This window comes from Oceanibaculum sp. (genome assembly GCF_022449305.1).
Lineage (GTDB): Bacteria > Pseudomonadota > Alphaproteobacteria > Oceanibaculales > Oceanibaculaceae > Oceanibaculum > Oceanibaculum indicum.
The window spans coordinates 1-17,660 of sequence record NZ_JAKUSO010000023.1 but is presented as its reverse complement, the minus strand read 5'-3'; the positions used below and the strand labels follow the sequence as shown (position 1 = coordinate 17,660).

The following is a 17,660-nucleotide window of genomic DNA, read 5'->3' as shown; positions in this document are numbered from 1 at the left end:
CCCCGATGACAGAAGGCCTGATCCGAAGGGAGGCAACATCATGATCTCTGCGACAGAAAACGGACAATCCGTGCGGAGTTACCACCGTGACCGCGAATCGGATCGCGTCACGATGGGCAGGCTGCTGCTGCTGGTCTATCCGCTGTGCCTCCTGGTCGCCATGGCGGCCCGGATCGGCCGCGTGTTCCGGCACGGGGACGATGCCCCCGGCCAATCCGTTTTCGCCGAGGCCCGCGCCTCGGCCCACGCCGTTGTCGGCTACGCGTTCCACGCATAGCCCGCACATTCGCCGGTGTCCTCGACGCCGGTGAAGCCTCGGGGCGGCCCTCCCTGGAGGACCATCCCGAACCCGGCCGCGGGGGTGCCGCGGCATTCGAGGCAAGGAGGTGAATTTGATGGCGGACTCATCAAACGTTTCGCTTTCGGGTCTGACCGAAAGTGAAGCACGCGAGGTCCACGGCTTCTTCATCCAAGGCTTCATGATATTCACGGCGATTGCGATCGTCGCGCATATCCTGGTCTGGATGTGGCGCCCCTGGATCCCGGGGCCGAACGGCTACGCGTCTCTCGAAGGCGCTACCGAGACGGCCCGGACGCTGCTGTCGATGATCGCATAGGAGGACGGGACATGTGGAGAATCTGGCTCATGTTCGATCCGCGCAAGGCGCTGGTCGCACTGTCCGCATTTCTTTTCACCCTCGCGATCCTGATCCACTTCATCCTGTTGAGCACGGACCGCTTCAACTGGCTGGAAGGCAAGCCCCTTCAGTCCAGCATGTCGGAGCAGACCCTCTCTCAGGACGTGGATTTGCGGCGCATCGGCTGAAAACCGCGATGGTGGCGGGCGCGGTCGCGCAATCGGCCCCGCCCGCCATCAGCCCTCAATAAGAACGACTGGTATCGCCAGCCGGCTGAACAGCTCCGGAGGAGACGCACCATGGCGCTGCTGAGTTTTGAACGCAAATATCGCGTGCGCGGCGGAACGCTGCTCGGAGGAGATCTGTTCGATTTCTGGGTGGGCCCGTTCTACGTCGGCTTCTTTGGCGTGACCACGGCCTTCTTCGCGGCCCTGGGCACCGCCCTCATCATCTATGGCGCGGCACTGGGGCCGACCTGGAACATCTGGCAGATTTCCATCGCCCCGCCCGACATTTCCTATGGCCTGGCACTGGCCCCGCTGAAGGAAGGCGGGCTGTGGCAGATCATCACCATCTGCGCGCTCGGCGCCTTCATTTCCTGGGCGCTGCGCGAGGTCGAGATCTGCCGGAAGCTGGGCATCGGCTATCACGTGCCCTTCGCCTTTTCCTTCGCGATCTTCGCCTATGCCACCCTGGTCGTCTTCCGGCCGCTGCTGCTGGGCGCCTGGGGGCACGGCTTCCCCTACGGCATCTTCAGCCATCTCGATTGGGTGTCGAACGTCGGCTACCAGTATCTGCACTTCCATTACAACCCGGCGCACATGATCGCGGTATCGTTCTTCTTCACCACGACGCTGGCGCTGGCGCTGCATGGCGGGCTGATCCTGTCGGCCGCCAATCCGGGCGAGTCGCGCGACGAGCCGGGGACCCGCGCCGAGGTGAAGACGCCGGAGCATGAGGACACCTTCTTCCGCGACATCATTGGCTATTCGATCGGCACGCTGGGCATTCACCGGCTGGGTCTGATCCTGGCCCTGAATGCCGGCTTCTGGAGCGCGGTCTGCATCGTCATCAGCGGGCCGTTCTGGAACCAGGGCTGGCCGCAATGGTGGAACTGGTGGCTGAACCTGCCGGTCTGGTTCTGAGGAGGGCCATACGATGTTCATGAGCCAATATCAGAATATCATCACCGCCGTGCAGGTCAGCGGCCCCGCCGAGGAGGGCATGCCCCTGCCGCGTGGCGACAGCCCGCGCACCGGCAAACCCTTCTTCGTGCGCTGGATCGGCAAGATCGGCAATGCCCAGATCGGCCCGATCTATCTGGGCTATCTCGGCACCCTGTCGCTGGTGTTCGGCCTGATCGGCTTCGAGATCATCGGTCTCAACATGCTGGCCTCGGTCGGCTGGGACCCGATCGAGTTCGTGCGCCAGCTGTTCTGGCTGGGCCTTGAGCCACCGGCAGCCGAATACGGGCTGAAGGTACTGCCGCCGCTGGCGGAAGGCGGCTGGTGGCTGATCGCCGGCTTCTTCCTGACGCTGTCGGTCATCCTGTGGTGGGTCAGGGTCTATCGCCGCGCCCGCCAGCTGGAGATGGGCACCCATATCGCCTGGGCCTTCGCCTCGGCCATCTGGCTGTTCCTGGTGCTGGGCTTCATCCGGCCGCTGCTGATGGGCAATTTCTCGGAAGCCGTGCCGTTCGGCATCTTCCCCCATCTCGACTGGACGGCGGCCTTCTCGATCCGCTACGGCAACCTCTACTACAACCCGTTCCATTGCCTGTCGATCGTGTTCCTGTACGGCTCGGTCCTGCTGTTCGCCATGCATGGCGCCACCATCCTGGCCGTCGGCAAGTATGGCGGCGAGCGCGAGCTGGAGCAGATCACCGACCGCGGCACGGCCTCGGAGCGGGCGGCGCTGTTCTGGCGCTGGACGATGGGCTTCAACGCCACCATGGAATCGGTCCATCGCTGGGCCTGGTGGTTCGCCATCCTGACGCCGCTGACCGGCGGCATCGGCATCCTGCTCACCGGTACCGTCGTGGATAACTGGTACCTGTGGGGCATCAATCACGGCCTCGTCTCGCCGCTTCCGGATATCTATCCGGGCGTCGTCGATCCGGCCCGGTAAGGAGACAGGCGATGAATCTGTGGATCCCCTTTGCGGCTTCCGCCGGAACCCTCCTCGCCATTGCCAGCTTCGTCGGCGCCGGCTGGGACGCCCCGCCGGTGCAGACCGAGCAGGTCGGCTATCGCGGCACGGGCATGTTCGTCCACCGCGATGTCGAGAAGCAGGAGGCGCTGAAGGCGGCCAATGTCGCCCCGCCCGCCCCCTGGGAAGCCAGCCCGGACGGCGACAAGGCCGGCACCATCTATGAAAATGTCCAGGTGCTGGGTGACCTGTCGGACGACCAGTTCAACCAGTTCATGGCCTCGATCACCGAATGGGTGGCGCCGGAAGCCGGCTGCAACTACTGCCACAACCCGGAGAACCTGGCCTCCGACGAGGTCTATACCAAGGTGGTGGCCCGGCGCATGATCCAGATGACGCAGACCATCAACACCGACTGGAACAGCCATGTCGGCGCCACCGGGGCGACCTGCTACACCTGCCATCGCGGGCAGGCGGTGCCGGTGTCCTACTGGTACAAGGACATGGAGCCGAAGCCAGCGGGCAACATGACCCAGAACCGGGCCGGCCAGAATGTCGTGGCGAAATTCGCCGGCAACAGCTCGCTGCCGCAGAACGCGCTGATGGACTACCTGCTGAACGACAAGCCGATCCGCGTGCATACGCTGACCGCCCTGCCGTCCGGCACCAATCCGGCCGGGGTCAAGGAGACCGAGGGCACCTGGTCGCTGATGATGCACATGTCGGAATCGCTCGGCGCCAACTGCATGACCTGCCACAATTCCCGCGCCTTCAACGACTGGGACCAGAGCCCGCCGCAGCGCGTGACCGCCTGGCATGGCATCCAGATGACCCGCGCCCTGAACCTGACTTACATGGAAGGGCTGACTCCGGTCTTCCCGGATACCCGCAAGGGGCCGGAGGGCGATGTCTTCAAGGTCGGCTGCGGCACCTGCCACAATGGCGTGCAGAAGCCGCTCTACGGCGCCTCGATGATGGATGCCTACCGCGACTCGCTGGGCAAGAAGGGGGCAACCGACGTGCCGGACTTCTCGACCTACCAGCCGGGCACGACCCAGACCCTGGCACCGGGCCGGCAGAGTGCCATCCCCGCCCCTGCGGGCACGGCCCTGGCCGCCATTCCGGGCGCACAGAAATCAGCCAGCGACTGAGGAACTCCCTCCCTCTTGTCGCCTTCTGGGGGAGCCTTCGGGCTCCCCCCTTTTTTATGCAGATTCGTCGTGATCGGGAAAAGAAAGCCGGCGCTCAGGAGGAGGCCGGCAGGGGCTGCCCGAGATCCAGGGTCGGAAACAGCTCCAGATAGATCCGCAGCCAGGGCGCGAAACGCTCGGGCTGGTTCAGCACCGCACGCCGGAGCTCGAACCGGTCGACCCACTCCACCGCCTCGACCTCGGCCGGCGCCGGCGCGACCTCCAGCTGCCGGCGGTCGGCCTGGCCGCTGAAGAAGGTCACCCGCTCATGCTCGCGCAGCCCCCGGCCGACCGGCGCGTTGTACTCGACCGTGGCATGGCGGGAGAGTGGCAGGGTGATGCCCAACTCCTCCCGCAGGCGCCGCGCGGCGGACAACTCCAGCGATTCATTCCAGTTGGGATGGGTGCAGCAGCTGTTGGCCCACAGGCCGGGGCAGTGATACTTGCCGGCGGCACGGCGCTGGACCAGCAGCAGATCGCCGTCGAAGACAAAGACAGACACGGCAAGATGCAGGACCCCGTCGATATGGGCCTGCAACTTTTCCACCGGATAGAGAGACCCATCCCCGGCAACAGCCGGAATGATGATGTCTCCGCCGTTCATGGAAGGAGCGCCGCGGTCAGGCCACGGCCCGCGACAGCGCGCATTGCGACCACAGCGCGCTCAGCGCCTCGGCCAGATGGCGGATATCCGCATCCGTGTGCAGCGGTGTCGGCGTGATGCGCAGCCGCTCCGTCCCCACCGGCACAGTCGGGTAATTGATCGGCTGCACATAGATGGCGTAGTCGCGCATCAGCACATCGGAGAGCCATTTGCACTTCGCCGCATTGCCGACCATCACCGGCACGATATGGCTGGGGTTGGGCATATGCGGGATGCCCTTGCGGTCCAGCGCGGCGCGCACTTTGGCGACAGCCTCCTGGTGCTTCCGGCGCTCCAGGCCGCTGGTCTTCAGATGGCGGATCGCGGCGGTCGCGCCGGCGGCCAGGGCCGGCGGCAGAGCGGTCGTGAAAATGAAGCCCGAGGAGAAGGACCGCACGAAATCGATCAGCGTGGCGGAGCCGGTGATGTAGCCGCCCATCACGCCGAACGCCTTGCCCAGCGTGCCCTCGATGACGGTCAGCCGGTCCATCAGCCCCTCGCGCTCGGCAACGCCGCCGCCGCGCGGGCCGTACATGCCGACCGCATGCACCTCGTCCAGATAGGTGATGGCGCCGAACTCGTCGGCAACGTCGCAGATCTCCTTGATCGGCGCGATATCGCCATCCATCGAATAGACGCTCTCGAACGCGACCATCTTCGGCGCCGCCGGATCGTCGGCGGCCATCAGCTCGCGAAGATGCCGGTAGTCATTGTGCCGGAAGACCCGCTTGGTGCAGCGCGAATGCCGGATGCCCTCGATCATGGAGGCGTGATTCAGCGCGTCGGAATAGACGATGATGCCGGGAATGTTCGACAGCAGCGTGCCCAGCGACGCCCAGTTGGAGACATAGCCGGAGGTGAAGATCAGCGCCGCCTCCTTGCCGTGCAGGTCGGCCAGCTCGCGCTCCAGCATCACATGATAGTGGTTGGTGCCCGAGATGTTGCGCGTGCCGCCGGCGCCAGCGCCGCACTTGCGGATGATCTCCGTCATCCGCTCCGTCACCACCGGATGCTGCCCCATGCCCAGATAATCGTTGGAGCACCAGACGGTCACCTCCCGGGTGCCGCCCTCGCCCTCATGGACGGTCGCGCGCGGGAAGGCATCGCACTGGCGTTCCAGCTCCGCGAACACACGGTAATTGCCGTCTGTCCGCAAGGTGGCAAGCGCCTGCTCCATATGCCGCTGAATATCCATCGCTCCGTCCTCCCTAGGTTTCGCTCATGCCCAGCCGGCCATCCGCCCGTTCCTTGCGGGGGAGGCCAAGACGCGCCATCTCGTCCAGCGGCGGGGAACCTTGCGGGGCTTCCTTTCGGGGCTTTGCCTCTTGTGTTCTTGGCAGAGCCCAGCGCCAGAGTGCTGTATCAGAGACCGGCACGACAAGTATCAAATGCTCGATGATCGCCAGCGCCATGAAGGTCGCCAGCAGAATATGGCCAACAGTGGAATAGTCCTGCACCGCCCGGCTCGCCCCCAGTACCAGCACCAGGAACAGCCCGCCGGCAATCGCCAGCAGCACAGGAAATACCGGTGTCAGCCGCCCGGTATTGAAATAACTCTTCAGATGCGAAATGCCGCGCGGCATAAGGTCGCTGACTGCGTGCGGCGCGCCCAGGAAGATCAGCAGCTTGGCTGAAATCCGCATGCCCCACAGCAGGCCGAAGGCGGTGAGGCCGAACCGGTTCGGCGCCTCGGCCAGCAGCAGCCACAGGCCAATGCCGGTCGCCAGGATGGCCAGCTCATGGTCGCGCACCGCCCGCCAGGCCGCCTGGAAGCGGGCGAGGCCCGTCAGCCCCGGCGGGCAATCGCCGCGCCGGCCGGTCAGCACGCCGGTCAGGAAGGCAACCTCATGCCAGGCCCAGACCAGCAGCGCGCCCATGAAGCCGGTGTAGGAGCCCATCGGCGTGGGATTCGCCCCGCCTTCCAGCATCAGCGCCACGCCGGCAGCCCCGGCCAGCGTCATCAGCCCCAGCACCGTCACCGGCCGCCAGCCGCCCCGCTCGGCGCGGTGGACCATCGCCAGCACCAGACCGGTCGACAGCCACCACGTGGCGATCGCGATCAGGATGATTGTGACCGGGTGGGCGAGGTCCATGGGGCGTCCCTACCAGATCGGCTGCAGGCGCGAGGTCGCGGGCAGCGTGTTCGGCACGCTGGGGATCATATAGAGGCGCAGGAAGTTCACCCCGGCAGCCAGCCCCCAGAACGCCTTGCCGATGCGCCCGCCGATACCGCCCGAGGCAGCAGCGGCCTGGGCCCGCTGGTTGATGCGCTCCATCCGCCGCAGCCCTTCGACCAGTGCGGGATTGTCGAAATCCAGCACCAGCGGGAAGCACTGCCTCGATATCTCGCTGGTCAGCCGCAGCACCCGCATATCGTACTCGTCGATATTGACGCCGAGGCCTTTGTGGAAGGCCGGGCGCATATGGTCGCGCACATACATGGTGGCGAATACGGCCAGCAGAAAGAACTTGATCCACAGCTTGTTGTGCCCGCGCGTCAGCTTCGGGTCGGAGCGGATGATCAGCGAGAACGCCTCGCCATGGGTGAACTCGTCATTGCACCACTCCTTGAACCATTTGAAGATCGGGTGGAAGCGCTGCTCCGGATGCTTCTCCAGATGCCGGTAGATGGTGATGTAGCGGGCATAGCCGATCTTCTCGGACAGGTAGGTCGCGTAATAGATGAATTTCGGCTTGAAGAAGGTGTACTTCTTCGCCTTGGCGAGAAAGCCCATATTCACGCCGATGCCGAAATCCTTCAGTACATCGTTGATGAAGCCGGCATGGCGGGATTCGTCGCGGCTCATATAGCCGAACAGGTCGCAGATTTCCTTGTTGGTGCCCCGGCGCTTCATCTCCTTGTAGAGCACGCAGCCGGAAAATTCCGAGGTCAGGGAGGAGATCAGGAAATCCTTGAACTCCTCGCGCAGATCGTCGGGCAGCTCATCGATATCGATATCTTCCCAGTCGGCGTTGCGCTTGAAATGCCCGCGATTGGGGTCGTCCCGGAAGCGGACCATCAGCGCGTCCCACTCCTCGCGCACCGAGGAAATGTCGATCCGGTCCATCTCCTCGAAATCGGTGGTGTAGAAGCGCGGCGACAGCATGGTGGAGACCAGCGCGCTGCGCGTCGAATCATTGACCACTGCCTTTCGTCCCCCTGCACCGGAGGGAGAGGAGAACGGATCGGCCAGCATGGCTTGATCGCTCATGACAATGTCCTTTCGGTGAAACTGAATTCACAGAGTTCCAGCATCTCCAGGTCGCCGGTCAGGCGCGCCCAGGTGCGCTCCAGCAGGCCTGCCCGCGTGATCGTGGCACGGCGCTGGAAGCTGCGACTCTCGCCATAGGGGATGGAGATCGGGGCGCCGTGGACCAGAACCTCGTCGCCGGGATGGATGATGGTGCCGTCATCGAAGCGCACATGCGCGCCGAAGGCATCGAAGGTGTTGTTGATCTCCACCGTGCAGTCATGCGTCTCGGTGCGGCGCAGCAGCTCGATCATCGCTTGCCTCCTTCCCGGCGCTCCAGCAGCACGGCGAAGGCGGCGGCATTGTCCCGGCCGAACGCCTCCAGATAGATGCGCTCCCCGGTTGCCGTGTCGGACAGGCTGACCTGCCCGCTTTCCCACCGGATGAGGCGGTAGGGTGCCTCCAGTGGCACATTCGCCACCTGGCGCATCCGCGCGAAGGCGCGCAGGGAGCCGCGCACAAAGCCGCCCTTTTCCGCCTCGTAGCGCGCAATCTCGCTGCCGGCCGCCGCATCGCGGACGATCACCTCGTCCTCTGCCGTGCGCAGGATAACGATGTCGCGCACCGCCACGGGCGAGCCTGAGTCCACCCGCACGGTGCCGATGCCGGTCAGCTGGCCGAATAGCACCGCCCCGGCGGTGAAGACCAGCAGGGCGATGGCCGCGACCAGGATCTTCGCCGGGAAGATATTGGGCTTCTTCCCCGTGCGGTCGCCGAGATAGCCGAGATGCGATACCCGCGCCATGTGCCCCTCCTACTCCGCCGCCACCGCGATGCCCGCCATGCCAGAGGCTGGGCGTGCTGTGGCCAGCCGCGGATGTTCGGAATGTCGGCTGCGGTACTGTGCAATCGCCAGCGCCAGGATGTCGCCCACCTTCTCCGCGTCCGGCAGGCAGATCAGCGACGGCTCCGGCTCGGCGAAGCGCCAGCCGCGCACATGCGGCCACTGGATCAGCCAGGACAGGCGATGGCCCGGCGGCAGCTGGATGGCGAGGTTTCCGGCCTTGCCGCCGAGGTGGCGGATAGAGACCGCACTGACCCGGTTGAAGGGCAGGTTCAGCGTCATCGACAGCGCTACGCCGAAGCGCATCACCACCCGCTCGCTGGTGATGGTGTAGAGCGTCGTGCGCTCAACCGCCCAGGCGAACAGCTCGAGCAGCCCCAGCAGCACCGCCGCCAGCGCGATCAGCACCGCGATGGAAAACAGGATGCCGCCCAGCGGCTGGCCGTCATACAGGCCGGCCGTGCCCGCCCAGGCCGCGAGGATCAGGAAATAGCCGCCGATCCAGCGGCTCTTCATGACCCGGCGCGCGACCAGCCTTGCGTCGGGCTTGCCCTGCCACAGCATCACCTCGCCATCGGGCAGCCGCTCGGGCAGGCCCGGAACCGGCTCGATCTCATGCTCGCGGGCGATGACTTCCTGCCTCATAGCACCGACTCCTGCCGGTTGCGCAGCGCGTAGAGCAGGCCGGCGCCGTAATAGGCGGCGATCTTGTCCTCCTCGCGCAGGGTCACGGTCTCGGGCTGCGCAGTGGCCGGCACATCGGCGAACTGCTCGGCGGTGATCGCATGCACATAGAGCTGGCGCACGCCGCCGCGACCCCGGCGGACCACCACGAAATTATTCGGCAGCAGGACCGTCCTGCCCTCGCCCACCGTCACCTCGTAATAGCGGATCAGATGTTCGGCGCGGTCCACCCAGACATCGGCGACGGTGCCGCCCACCTTGCCGTCGCAGCCGACGACCTGAAGCCCGCGCGGCTCGACCTCGCCCTCGGCGATGGCAAAGCCTTCTGCCAGCCGCATCGGTACGATGCGCGCATCGCCATGCGAGGTGATGTCCGGCCGCTCGGCGCGCTCCGCCCAGGAGCCGGGACCGACACCCGCCAGCAGGGGATTGCCGACCGGCTCGATGGGATAGCCCGGCGCCGGCGCGATGCGCCTGGCCGACAGGGGCCGTTCGTCGCGCTTGAAGTTGGGGGCATCAACGGTGCCGTGCCCGTGCGGCAGCACGAAGGTTTTCTTGGGCGGGATGAACAGGAACGGGTTCTTGTTGTAGCGGCCCGTCACATCCTCCTCCAGAGGATAGCCCTCGCGCCGGTCCTCCTGGCGCAGGTACCAGACCAGCCCGGCGAAAAACACCCAGAACGCATACAGCACCATCTGTGCGACATCGATGCTGCCTACGAGTGATCCAGTCATGATCCTCTCCTCCCGTTAGGCGGTCTTGCCCGGCCTCAGCCGGGCATCTCCGCCAGTCCAAAACGCATGTCGCCCTGCTGCGCCTTCACATAGCGCCGGCCGGACAGCGGCCCGATGATCGCCAGGCACACGAAAAGCAGGATGATTTCCGCCTGATAGACGACCAGATATCCGGCCGCGCCGGTGTTCATCGCCTCGCCCAGCATGCCGTTCAGCGCCAGGCTGTTGACGCCGTTCTTCAGCAGTCCGGCAACCATCAGGCCCAACCCGATGGCGGTCGCCTGAACGGCACCCCAGGCACCGACCACGATGCCGTTCTGCGCCGTGGCGGAGACCGACATGGCGGCCAGCATGGTGCTGACCGCGAACAGCCCGCCACCCAGCCCGATGGCCGCCGCGCCGGCATAGAACAAAGCCGTCAGCTGCAAGGGCGAGGCGAGAATAACGGCCGAGAAGGCGGCAATGCCGATCAGCAGGCCGCGCGCCGCGACGCGGTGCATCTGCGCGCCCCGTTGCAGCGAGTGGCCGGCCCAGGCAAAGCCCAGCATGGTGCCCGCCGCCCACAGCCCGGTCAGCAGCGTGGTCTGGCTGACGCCGAGCCCCAGTATCTCGCCGCCATAGGGTTCCAGCAGGATGTCCTGCATGCTGAAGGCCGCCGATCCTACCGCGACCGCCAGTAGCAGCCGCATCACGCCGGGATCGCTGCGATATTCCCGCAGCGCCTCCATAAAGCTCTGGGTCACGCGGTCCAGCGCGGTGCGCCGGGGATCGCGCGCTTCCTGCTTCCAGATCGCCACCACATTGACCGCGATGACGAAGACCGCCGTGCCCTGGATCACCTGGATCAGCCGCATCGGGTTGAAGTCGGCCAGCAGCAGGCTGTAGCCGCCCGACGCGCCGATCATCCCGGCCAGCATCATGAAATAGAGCAGCGCCACCACGCGCGGGCGCTTTTCCGCCGGCACCAGATCGCTGGCCAGCGCCAGCCCCGCCGTCTGCGCCATGTGCAGGCCGAAGCCGGTCAGGATGAAGGCCAGTGCCACCGCCACCGGCCCGGCCCAGCTCGGCCCCAGCGTCTGCGACTGCAACAGCAGCAGCGCGAAGGGCATGATCGCCAGCCCGCCGAACTGCAACAGGCTGCCCAGCCACACATAGGGCACGCGCCGCCAGCCCAGCACGGAGCGGTAGGTATCCGACCGGTGGCCGAAGAACAGCCGCATCGGCGCCACCAGAACGGGGATGGCAACCGCTGCAGAGACCAACGCCACGGAGACGCCCAGTTCGACGATCAGCACCCGGTTCAGCGTGCCGGTCAGCAACACAAGGACACAACCCGCCGAGACCTGGAACAGCGCCAGCCGCAGCAGTTTGGAGAGCGGCACGTCAACCGTCGCGGCATCGGCGAACGGCATGAAGCGCGTCCCCAGCCGCTGCCAGAATGCAATCATCCTGCGATTGACGATGTCCACGCTCATTATCGGGTCACCTCCATCGCCTGGGAGATGTAGAACCCGACCGCGACGCGGTGCGTGCGCCCGGCGGACCAGCCTTGCATGGCGGGCCGGGAAGTCAGCCGTTCGACCACCCGCCCCGGATTGACCGGATGGATGGCCGGCGAGCGGTCGCGGCGCGGAAACAGGGTGCCGGTCGCGAGCATCGCGCGCAGCAGGAAGGAGCCGGGCGCCAGCGTGAAGATCAGGCTGCGGCTGGTGCGCTCCGCCAGCCGTTCCAGCACTTCCGACGCATCGGCGGCGGCGTAGTGGATCAGCACATCCATGGAGACGACGGCGTCGAATTCACCGAAGCGCGGGTCCAGCAGATCGCCGCTCTCGAACCGCACCGATCCGCGCCGCGCCGAAAGCTCGGGAGATGCCGCCTGCCGCTCGAAGGCGCGCTTGCGGGCAAAGCTGATCATCTGCGCCGACAGGTCGATGCCGACCACATCGGCGCCGCGCTCCATCAGCTCCAGCGACAGGATGCCCGCCCCACAACCGGCATCGAGGATACGCCAGCCGGTCAGATCCTGCGGCAGCCAGCTGGCCAGGGTATTGCGCATCTCCTCCCGGCCCTTGCGCACGGTCGCGCGGATGCCGCTGACCGGCTGGTCGCCGGTCAGGCGCTTCCAGGCCTCCAGCGCGGTGCGGTCGAAATAATGTTCGATCTCGCCGGTCCTGCGGATGTAGTCGGTCTGGCTCACCGTGCGGCCCTCCTTACTCGAAGCCGAGGAAATTGAAGATGTCGCGATCCTTCATCGGCTCTGCCTCCAGCGCCGGGGTGCCGGCCCACAGACGTTCGGCGAGCTGGATATATTCGCGCTGGATGCCCACGACCTCGTCGGCATCGCCCATCTCGAACAGTGTGCTCTTCTTCAGCCGGCTGAGCCGCAGCAGGTCGGAATCGGGGATATGTGCCAGCCGCTTCAGCCCGATGGCCTCGTTGTAGCGGTCGATCTGGTCGGTCTCGCGTGAGCGGTTGGCGATCACGCCGCCCAGCCGCACCTCGTAATTCTTCGCCTTCGCCTTGATTGCCGCCACGATCCGGTTCATCGCGAAGATCGAGTCGAAATCGTTGGCCGCCACGATCACCGCGCGCTCGGCATGCTGCAGCGGCGACGCAAAGCCGCCGCACACCACATCACCCAGCACGTCGAAGACGACGACGTCGGTATCGTCCAGCAGGTGATGTTCCTTCAGCAGCTTCACCGTCTGGCCGACGACATAGCCGCCGCAGCCGGTGCCCGCCGGCGGGCCGCCCGCCTCGATGCACTGCACGCCGTTATAGCCCTCGACCATGTAATCTTCCGGGCGCAACTCCTCGGTATGGAAATCCACCGTCTCCAGCACGTCGATGACGGTGGGGATCAGGCTCTTGGTCAGGGTGAAGGTGGAATCGTGCTTCGGGTCGCAGCCGATCTGCAGCACCCGCAGCCCCAGCTTGGAGAAGGCGACCGACAGGTTCGACGAGGTGGTCGATTTGCCGATGCCGCCCTTGCCATAGACGGCGAAGACCTTGGCGCCGTCGATCTCCTGGGTGGGGTCGAGATGCACCTGCACGCTGCCATCGCCATCGGCGCGCTCCTGTAGCTTGCGGACGATCTGCTCGGCCCGGCCGGGCGTGATGACGGGAGAGTGGGAATTCATTCGGCTGCCTCCATGACCAGCCCTTCCAGGCGGTCTTCCATTTCCTCGCCGGCCTGCCGCAGGGCTTCCAGCGTTTCGGGGTCCGGCTGCCAGTAGTTGCGCTCATGCGCTTCCATCAGGCGTCTGACGACGCGTGCGGCGGCAGCCGGGTTGAGGTCGGACAGGCGACGGCGCATCGCCGCATCGAGGATGAAAGTCTCGCCGATCTGCTGATAGACCCAGGGATCGACGCCGCCGGTCGTCGCCGACCAGCCCATGGTGTTGGTCAGCTGCGCCTCGATATGCTGCACGCCCTCATAGCCGTGCCGCAGCATGCCCTCGAACCATTTCGGGTTCAGCGTGCGGGTGCGGGTTTCCAGCGCCACCTGCTCGCCCAGCGAGCGGACCTTCCCCTCGCCCTGGGTCTGGTCGGAGATCAGCACCGGCAGGTCGATCCCGCCACGGGCCGCCGAGACCGCCTTGCTGAGGCCGCCCAGCGTGTCGAAATAATGCTCGATGGTGGTCACGCCGACTTCGACCGAATCGAGGTTCTGATAGGCCATGTCCACCTCGCCCAGGATCGCGTCCAGCGCCTCGGCCTGATGGCTGGTCTTGCCCTTCCGGTCGATGGCGAAGCTCTTGCGCGCGGTATAGGTCCTGGCGATCTCCTCATCGTCCGACCAGGCGGAGGAGGCGATCAGCATGTTCACATTGGCGCCATAGGCACCGTCAGCATTGGTGAAGACGCGGTAGGCCGCCGCCTCGGTCTCGCAGCCATGCGCCGCGCAATAGGCCTGCGCATGCTTGCGGATGAAGTTCCATTCCGCCGGTTCATCCGCCATCGCCGCCAGATAGCTGGCCTCGGCCAGCATGCTGGCCTGGATCGGCAGCAGGTCACGGAAGATGCCCGACAGGGTGATGACCGTGTCGATGCGCGGACGCTTCAGCTCTTCCAGCGGGATCAGCTCGGCGCCGCAGACCCGGTTATAGGCGTCGTGGCGGGGCCGCGCGCCCATCAGCGCCAGCGCCTGCGCCAGGGCGGCGCCGCCGGTCTTCAGATTGTCGGTCCCCCACAGCACGATGGCGACCGTCTCCGGCAGCCGGGCGCTGCCCTTCATGTAATGCTCCAGCACAAGTGCTGCCTGCCGCGCGCCATCCTGCAACGCGAAGGCGCTGGGAATGCCGAAGGGGTCGAAGCCATGCAGGTTGCGCCCGGTCGGCAGCAGGTCCGGCGTGCGCAGCACGTCACCCGACGGCGAGGGCGGCACAAAGCGCGCATCCAGCGCCCGGACGATTCCGTCCAGCTCCTCATTCGTGGCCAGGCCGGCATTCAACGCCACCAGCCGGCCGATGGCCTCGGCCAGCGGTGTCTCCGCCTTCACCTTCACGCCCGCCATGAAGCGCGCGAGCCGCGCCTCATCATCGGCGACAATGACCTGCACCAGATCGGACAGGGCGGGGTTGTCCGCCAGTTCCGGCATCGTGCCGGCGGCGTGGGTCAGCATCTCCGCCCGCTCCGCCGGGCCGAGGCCACGCCCGGCGACATGCAGCCCGTGCGGGATCAGCGTGTATTCCAGCTCGGTGATTTCGGCGACCAGCCGCTGCACATAGAGTTCCGCGGCCAGCCCCGGCTCCCGCCCGCCCAGATCGAGTGCTGCCGCCTGCGTCTCCAGCAATGCAAACAGCCGCGTGCGTTCCGCCATCGCGTCTGGTTGCAGCGAACGGTACTGGTCGAGGCTCGCCTTCAGCTCGCTCAGCCCCTTGTAGAGGCCGGACTGGGTGACCGGCGGCGTCAGGTAGGAAATCAGCGTGGCCGCCGACCGGCGCTTGGCGATGGCGCCCTCGGATGGGTTGTTGGCGGCATAGAGGTAGAAATTCGGCAACGCGCCCAGCAACCGGTCCGGCCAGCAACGCCCTGACATGCCGACCTGCTTGCCCGGCATGAATTCCAGCGCGCCATGGGTGCCGAAATGCAGCACCGCATCGGCGCCGAACCCGTCGCGCAGATAGGTGTAATAGGCGGCAAAGGCGTGGTTCGGGGCGAAGCCGCCCTCGAACAGCAGACGCATCGGGTCGCCCTCATAGCCGAAGGAGGGCTGGATGCCGACCAGCAGCTTGCCGAACTGGCGGCCCAGCACGAAGCTGCCGCGCCCGTTGCTGAGCACCCGGCCCGGCGCCGGGCCCCAATGCGCCTCGATCTCCGCCAGATGCCGTTCCTGTCGCACATGATCGTCCGCCGGGATCACCGCATGGACATTGACCTCGGTGCCATGGGTGGCGGCATTGCCTTCCAGGATCATGCGCTGCAGCGTCTCGGCGCTGTCCGGCACCTCGACGTCATACCCTTCCGCGTGCAGCCGCCGCATGGTTTCCAGCAGGCTCTCGAACACCGACAGGAAGGCCGCGGTGCCGCCATTGCCGCCATTGGGCGGATAATTGAACAGGGTGACGGCGATGCGGCGTTGGGCCCGCTCCTTGCGGCGCAGCCCGGCCAGAGCGGCGAGGCGGTCGGCCAGCAGCGCCACGCGCTCCTCGTCCGGCCGCATGCAGGCCCGGCCCGAGGGGCAAGTGCCCATCTTGCGCGAACAGATGCAGGCGGAAGCTGTACCGGCACCGTCCGAGCGGCCGCCGATGACCATGGAGGCGGTGGCGCCGTCCAGCTCCGGGATCGCCACCATCAGCGTCGTCTCGATGGGCGTCAGCCCCTGCGAGGAGGCCTGCCAGCCCTCACGTGACTGGAATTCGGTCACGAAGGCGGAGAGATAGGGAACGTCCAGCCGCGCCAGCGTCCCGGCTGCCGCCGCCGCATCGCTGTAGGCCGGCCCGCCGACCAGCGAGAAGCCGGTCAGCGAACACAGCGCGTCGATCCGCGTGCCGGTCCTGGCGTCCAGGAAGAAGCGGTCGATGGCGCCGCGCATGTCGAGGCCGCTGGCGAAGATCGGCACGACGCGGAAGCCGCGTGCCTGCAGCGCCCGGATGACCGCGTCGTAATGGCCGGTATCGCCGGACAGGATATAGGTGCGCATCAGAAGCAGGCCGATGGTGCCCCCGGCCCCTTCCGGTATTGGCAGGTTGGCGAGCCGGGTGGTCACGCGCGGCTCGATATCAGGGTGGTAGAGCCCCTGCTCCGGATATTCCACCGGGTCGGCGGCGGTAACGTTGCCGCGCATCCCGGCGCGCGCATCCTTGGCATATTTGCCGACCAGCAGACGCACCATGTTGGCGATGTTCTCGTCCGAGGCGGCAATGCGGTACTGCAGGGTCAGGAAGTAATTGCGCACATCCTGCGCCGTGCCGGGGATGCAGCGCAGCAGCTTCGGCAGGCGGCGCAGCATGGCAAGCTGGCGTTCGCCGGCCGTCTTGCCGCTGTCACGCCCGCCGCGCGAACTGCCGCCGCGCAGCTTCTTCAGCAGCGCCAGCGGGCCCTTCTGCGGCTCGCCCATGCGGAACCGGCCCATGGCGGTGTATTTCATGATCGTGCCGGCCGACATGCAGCACACCATGGCGTCGCAATCGCGATGCCGTGCCTCCAGCACATCGGCGATGGCGCGGACATGCTCTTCCACGAAGATCATCGAGACGATGACGATGTCGCCTTCCAGGATCGCCGCGCGGCAACGCTCCAGGCTGGCCGGATTCTCGGCCCAGTCGGTCGCGGCATGGACGCTGAGCCGCAGGCCCGGCAGGTCAGCCGCCAGCATGTGACGCGCGCCATCGACGGCGGCGGTCATGTGATTGTCCAGCGTGACCAGCACCACCCGGACCGGGGTGCTGTCAGCGGGCGAAATGGGCTTTCGCGTCATACAGCGTCTCCACGGTGATGGGGTGAATGCCTTTGCTCTCGGCAAACAGCTCGGTATTGCGCCGCGCCTTGCCGCGCACGAAGAACGGCACCTTCCGCAGTTCCGTCTCCGCCTCGTTGGTCCAAAGTGCGGCGACCTGCCCGACCGAAGCCGGCGCGGCCTCTTCCTCCTTAACGGCGGCAGGTGCGGACGGGGCCACCGCATGCAGATGCGAGGCCTGGGCGTCGTCGTTGAACTCGAAATCGTCACGGAACATCTGCAGCAGATGCTCCTCCAGCCCCATCATCAGCGGATGGACCCAGCTGTCGAAGATCACGTTCGCGCCCTCGTAGCCCATCTGCGGGGAATAGCGCGCCGGGAAATCCTGCACATGGACGGGCGAGGAGATGACGGCACACGGCACCCGCAGCCGCTTGGCGATGTGCCGCTCCATCTGCGTGCCCAGCACCAGCTCCGGCCGCGCCTCGATGATCGCGCGCTCGACCTCCAGATGATCGTCGCTGATCAGCGCCTCGACGCCGAGATCGGCGGCGGCGGCGCGTACCTCGCGGGCGAATTCCCGCATGTAGGTGCCAAGGCCGCAGACCTTGAAGCCCATCTCCTCCGCGGCGATCCGCGCGGCAGCGATGGCGTGGCTGGCATCGCCGAAGACGAAGACCCGCTTGT

Annotated in this window: 19 protein-coding genes; 6 read left to right on the top strand and 13 right to left on the bottom strand. The window is 66.3% G+C overall.

Features of this window, described 5'->3' with window-relative positions:
- Positions 1–70: 70 nt before the first annotated feature.
- From MK313_RS09050 to pufC, 6 genes are all read left to right on the top strand, one after another.
- On the top strand, positions 71–277 hold the full coding sequence (locus MK313_RS09050; RefSeq protein ID WP_156816239.1) for a hypothetical protein: 207 nt from the start codon (positions 71–73) through the stop codon (positions 275–277).
- Between the two features lie 118 nt (positions 278–395).
- Positions 396–617: a light-harvesting antenna LH1, beta subunit gene (gene pufB / locus MK313_RS09045; RefSeq protein ID WP_008944430.1), complete on the top strand. Its 222-nt coding sequence runs from the start codon at positions 396–398 to the stop codon at positions 615–617.
- An 11-nt stretch (positions 618–628) separates the two neighbouring features.
- A complete protein-coding gene (pufA, locus tag MK313_RS09040) occupies positions 629–826 on the top strand; it encodes a light-harvesting antenna LH1, alpha subunit (protein ID WP_040707164.1) in 198 nt (65 codons plus the stop codon).
- A 111-nt stretch (positions 827–937) separates the two neighbouring features.
- Positions 938–1,783, top strand: coding sequence for a photosynthetic reaction center subunit L (gene pufL / locus MK313_RS09035; protein WP_008944428.1), 846 nt, complete (start codon positions 938–940; stop codon positions 1,781–1,783).
- A 19-nt stretch (positions 1,784–1,802) separates the two neighbouring features.
- Positions 1,803–2,765, top strand: coding sequence for a photosynthetic reaction center subunit M (pufM, locus tag MK313_RS09030; RefSeq protein ID WP_040707193.1), 963 nt, complete (start codon positions 1,803–1,805; stop codon positions 2,763–2,765).
- Between the two features lie 11 nt (positions 2,766–2,776).
- Positions 2,777–3,937 (top strand): photosynthetic reaction center cytochrome PufC, encoded by a 1,161-nt coding sequence (pufC, locus tag MK313_RS09025; RefSeq protein ID WP_008944426.1) that lies wholly within the window; start codon positions 2,777–2,779, stop codon positions 3,935–3,937.
- A gap of 94 nt (positions 3,938–4,031) precedes the next feature.
- On the opposite strand, the gene idi is transcribed toward pufC, so the two are convergent.
- The 13 genes from idi to MK313_RS08960 form a co-directional block, all read right to left on the bottom strand.
- Positions 4,032–4,580, bottom strand: coding sequence for an isopentenyl-diphosphate delta-isomerase (gene idi / locus MK313_RS09020; RefSeq protein WP_287780965.1), 549 nt, complete (start codon positions 4,578–4,580; stop codon positions 4,032–4,034).
- A 16-nt stretch (positions 4,581–4,596) separates the two neighbouring features.
- Positions 4,597–5,814, bottom strand: coding sequence for a 5-aminolevulinate synthase (hemA, locus tag MK313_RS09015; RefSeq protein ID WP_008944424.1), 1,218 nt, complete (start codon positions 5,812–5,814; stop codon positions 4,597–4,599).
- A gap of 13 nt (positions 5,815–5,827) precedes the next feature.
- On the bottom strand, positions 5,828–6,712 hold the full coding sequence (puhE, locus tag MK313_RS09010) for a putative photosynthetic complex assembly protein PuhE (protein WP_287780960.1): 885 nt from the start codon (positions 6,710–6,712) through the stop codon (positions 5,828–5,830).
- A gap of 9 nt (positions 6,713–6,721) precedes the next feature.
- Positions 6,722–7,831, bottom strand: coding sequence for a magnesium-protoporphyrin IX monomethyl ester (oxidative) cyclase (gene acsF, locus MK313_RS09005; protein ID WP_287780958.1), 1,110 nt, complete (start codon positions 7,829–7,831; stop codon positions 6,722–6,724).
- The gene (locus MK313_RS09000) at positions 7,828–8,124 is read right to left on the bottom strand and encodes a hypothetical protein (protein WP_008944421.1); all 297 of its coding nucleotides are present in this window, start codon (positions 8,122–8,124) and stop codon (positions 7,828–7,830) included. The genes acsF and MK313_RS09000 overlap by 4 nt, the downstream gene beginning before the upstream one ends.
- A complete protein-coding gene (puhC, locus tag MK313_RS08995) occupies positions 8,121–8,615 on the bottom strand; it encodes a photosynthetic complex assembly protein PuhC (protein ID WP_287780956.1) in 495 nt (164 codons plus the stop codon). The genes MK313_RS09000 and puhC overlap by 4 nt, the downstream gene beginning before the upstream one ends.
- A 9-nt stretch (positions 8,616–8,624) precedes the next feature.
- Entirely contained in the window at positions 8,625–9,299 is a 675-nt protein-coding gene (gene puhB, locus MK313_RS08990) for a photosynthetic complex putative assembly protein PuhB (RefSeq protein ID WP_287780954.1), read from the bottom strand.
- A complete protein-coding gene (gene puhA, locus MK313_RS08985) occupies positions 9,296–10,072 on the bottom strand; it encodes a photosynthetic reaction center subunit H (protein ID WP_287780952.1) in 777 nt (258 codons plus the stop codon). Before puhA ends, puhB begins: the two co-directional genes overlap by 4 nt.
- A gap of 35 nt (positions 10,073–10,107) precedes the next feature.
- Positions 10,108–11,547 (bottom strand): BCD family MFS transporter, encoded by a 1,440-nt coding sequence (locus MK313_RS08980; RefSeq protein WP_287780949.1) that lies wholly within the window; start codon positions 11,545–11,547, stop codon positions 10,108–10,110.
- Positions 11,547–12,269 carry a magnesium protoporphyrin IX methyltransferase gene (gene bchM / locus MK313_RS08975; RefSeq protein WP_287780947.1) on the bottom strand — a complete coding sequence of 241 codons (723 nt, stop codon included), beginning with the start codon at positions 12,267–12,269 and terminating at the stop codon, positions 11,547–11,549. The genes MK313_RS08980 and bchM overlap by 1 nt, the downstream gene beginning before the upstream one ends.
- Positions 12,270–12,282: 13 nt before the next feature.
- On the bottom strand, positions 12,283–13,212 hold the full coding sequence (bchL, locus tag MK313_RS08970) for a ferredoxin:protochlorophyllide reductase (ATP-dependent) iron-sulfur ATP-binding protein (RefSeq protein WP_008944415.1): 930 nt from the start codon (positions 13,210–13,212) through the stop codon (positions 12,283–12,285).
- On the bottom strand, positions 13,209–16,994 hold the full coding sequence (locus tag MK313_RS08965) for a magnesium chelatase subunit H (protein WP_287780944.1): 3,786 nt from the start codon (positions 16,992–16,994) through the stop codon (positions 13,209–13,211). The genes bchL and MK313_RS08965 overlap by 4 nt, the downstream gene beginning before the upstream one ends.
- On the bottom strand, positions 16,966–17,660 hold a 695-nt coding region (locus MK313_RS08960; protein ID WP_287780942.1), incomplete at its 5' end, for a nitrogenase component 1. The genes MK313_RS08965 and MK313_RS08960, both read right to left, overlap by 29 nt.

What these genes read in the sequence shown, in the direction of transcription:
- puhC (WP_287780956.1), bottom strand. Translation starts at nt 8,615, where the DNA reads ATGGCGCGGGTATCGCATCTCGGCTATCTCGGCGACCGCACGGGGAAG.
- MK313_RS08980 (WP_287780949.1), bottom strand. Translation starts at nt 11,547, where the DNA reads ATGAGCGTGGACATCGTCAATCGCAGGATGATTGCATTCTGGCAGCGG.
- bchL (WP_008944415.1), bottom strand. Translation starts at nt 13,212, where the DNA reads ATGAATTCCCACTCTCCCGTCATCACGCCCGGCCGGGCCGAGCAGATC.
- MK313_RS08965 (WP_287780944.1), bottom strand. Translation starts at nt 16,994, where the DNA reads ATGACGCGAAAGCCCATTTCGCCCGCTGACAGCACCCCGGTCCGGGTG.
- MK313_RS09000 (WP_008944421.1), bottom strand. Translation starts at nt 8,124, where the DNA reads ATGATCGAGCTGCTGCGCCGCACCGAGACGCATGACTGCACGGTGGAG.
- pufL (WP_008944428.1), top strand. Translation starts at nt 938, where the DNA reads ATGGCGCTGCTGAGTTTTGAACGCAAATATCGCGTGCGCGGCGGAACG.
- hemA (WP_008944424.1), bottom strand. Translation starts at nt 5,814, where the DNA reads ATGGATATTCAGCGGCATATGGAGCAGGCGCTTGCCACCTTGCGGACA.
- pufB (WP_008944430.1), top strand. Translation starts at nt 396, where the DNA reads ATGGCGGACTCATCAAACGTTTCGCTTTCGGGTCTGACCGAAAGTGAA.
- puhA (WP_287780952.1), bottom strand. Translation starts at nt 10,072, where the DNA reads ATGACTGGATCACTCGTAGGCAGCATCGATGTCGCACAGATGGTGCTG.
- acsF (WP_287780958.1), bottom strand. Translation starts at nt 7,831, where the DNA reads ATGAGCGATCAAGCCATGCTGGCCGATCCGTTCTCCTCTCCCTCCGGT.
- pufA (WP_040707164.1), top strand. Translation starts at nt 629, where the DNA reads ATGTGGAGAATCTGGCTCATGTTCGATCCGCGCAAGGCGCTGGTCGCA.
- puhB (WP_287780954.1), bottom strand. Translation starts at nt 9,299, where the DNA reads ATGAGGCAGGAAGTCATCGCCCGCGAGCATGAGATCGAGCCGGTTCCG.
- puhE (WP_287780960.1), bottom strand. Translation starts at nt 6,712, where the DNA reads ATGGACCTCGCCCACCCGGTCACAATCATCCTGATCGCGATCGCCACG.
- pufM (WP_040707193.1), top strand. Translation starts at nt 1,803, where the DNA reads ATGAGCCAATATCAGAATATCATCACCGCCGTGCAGGTCAGCGGCCCC.
- idi (WP_287780965.1), bottom strand. Translation starts at nt 4,580, where the DNA reads ATGAACGGCGGAGACATCATCATTCCGGCTGTTGCCGGGGATGGGTCT.
- pufC (WP_008944426.1), top strand. Translation starts at nt 2,777, where the DNA reads ATGAATCTGTGGATCCCCTTTGCGGCTTCCGCCGGAACCCTCCTCGCC.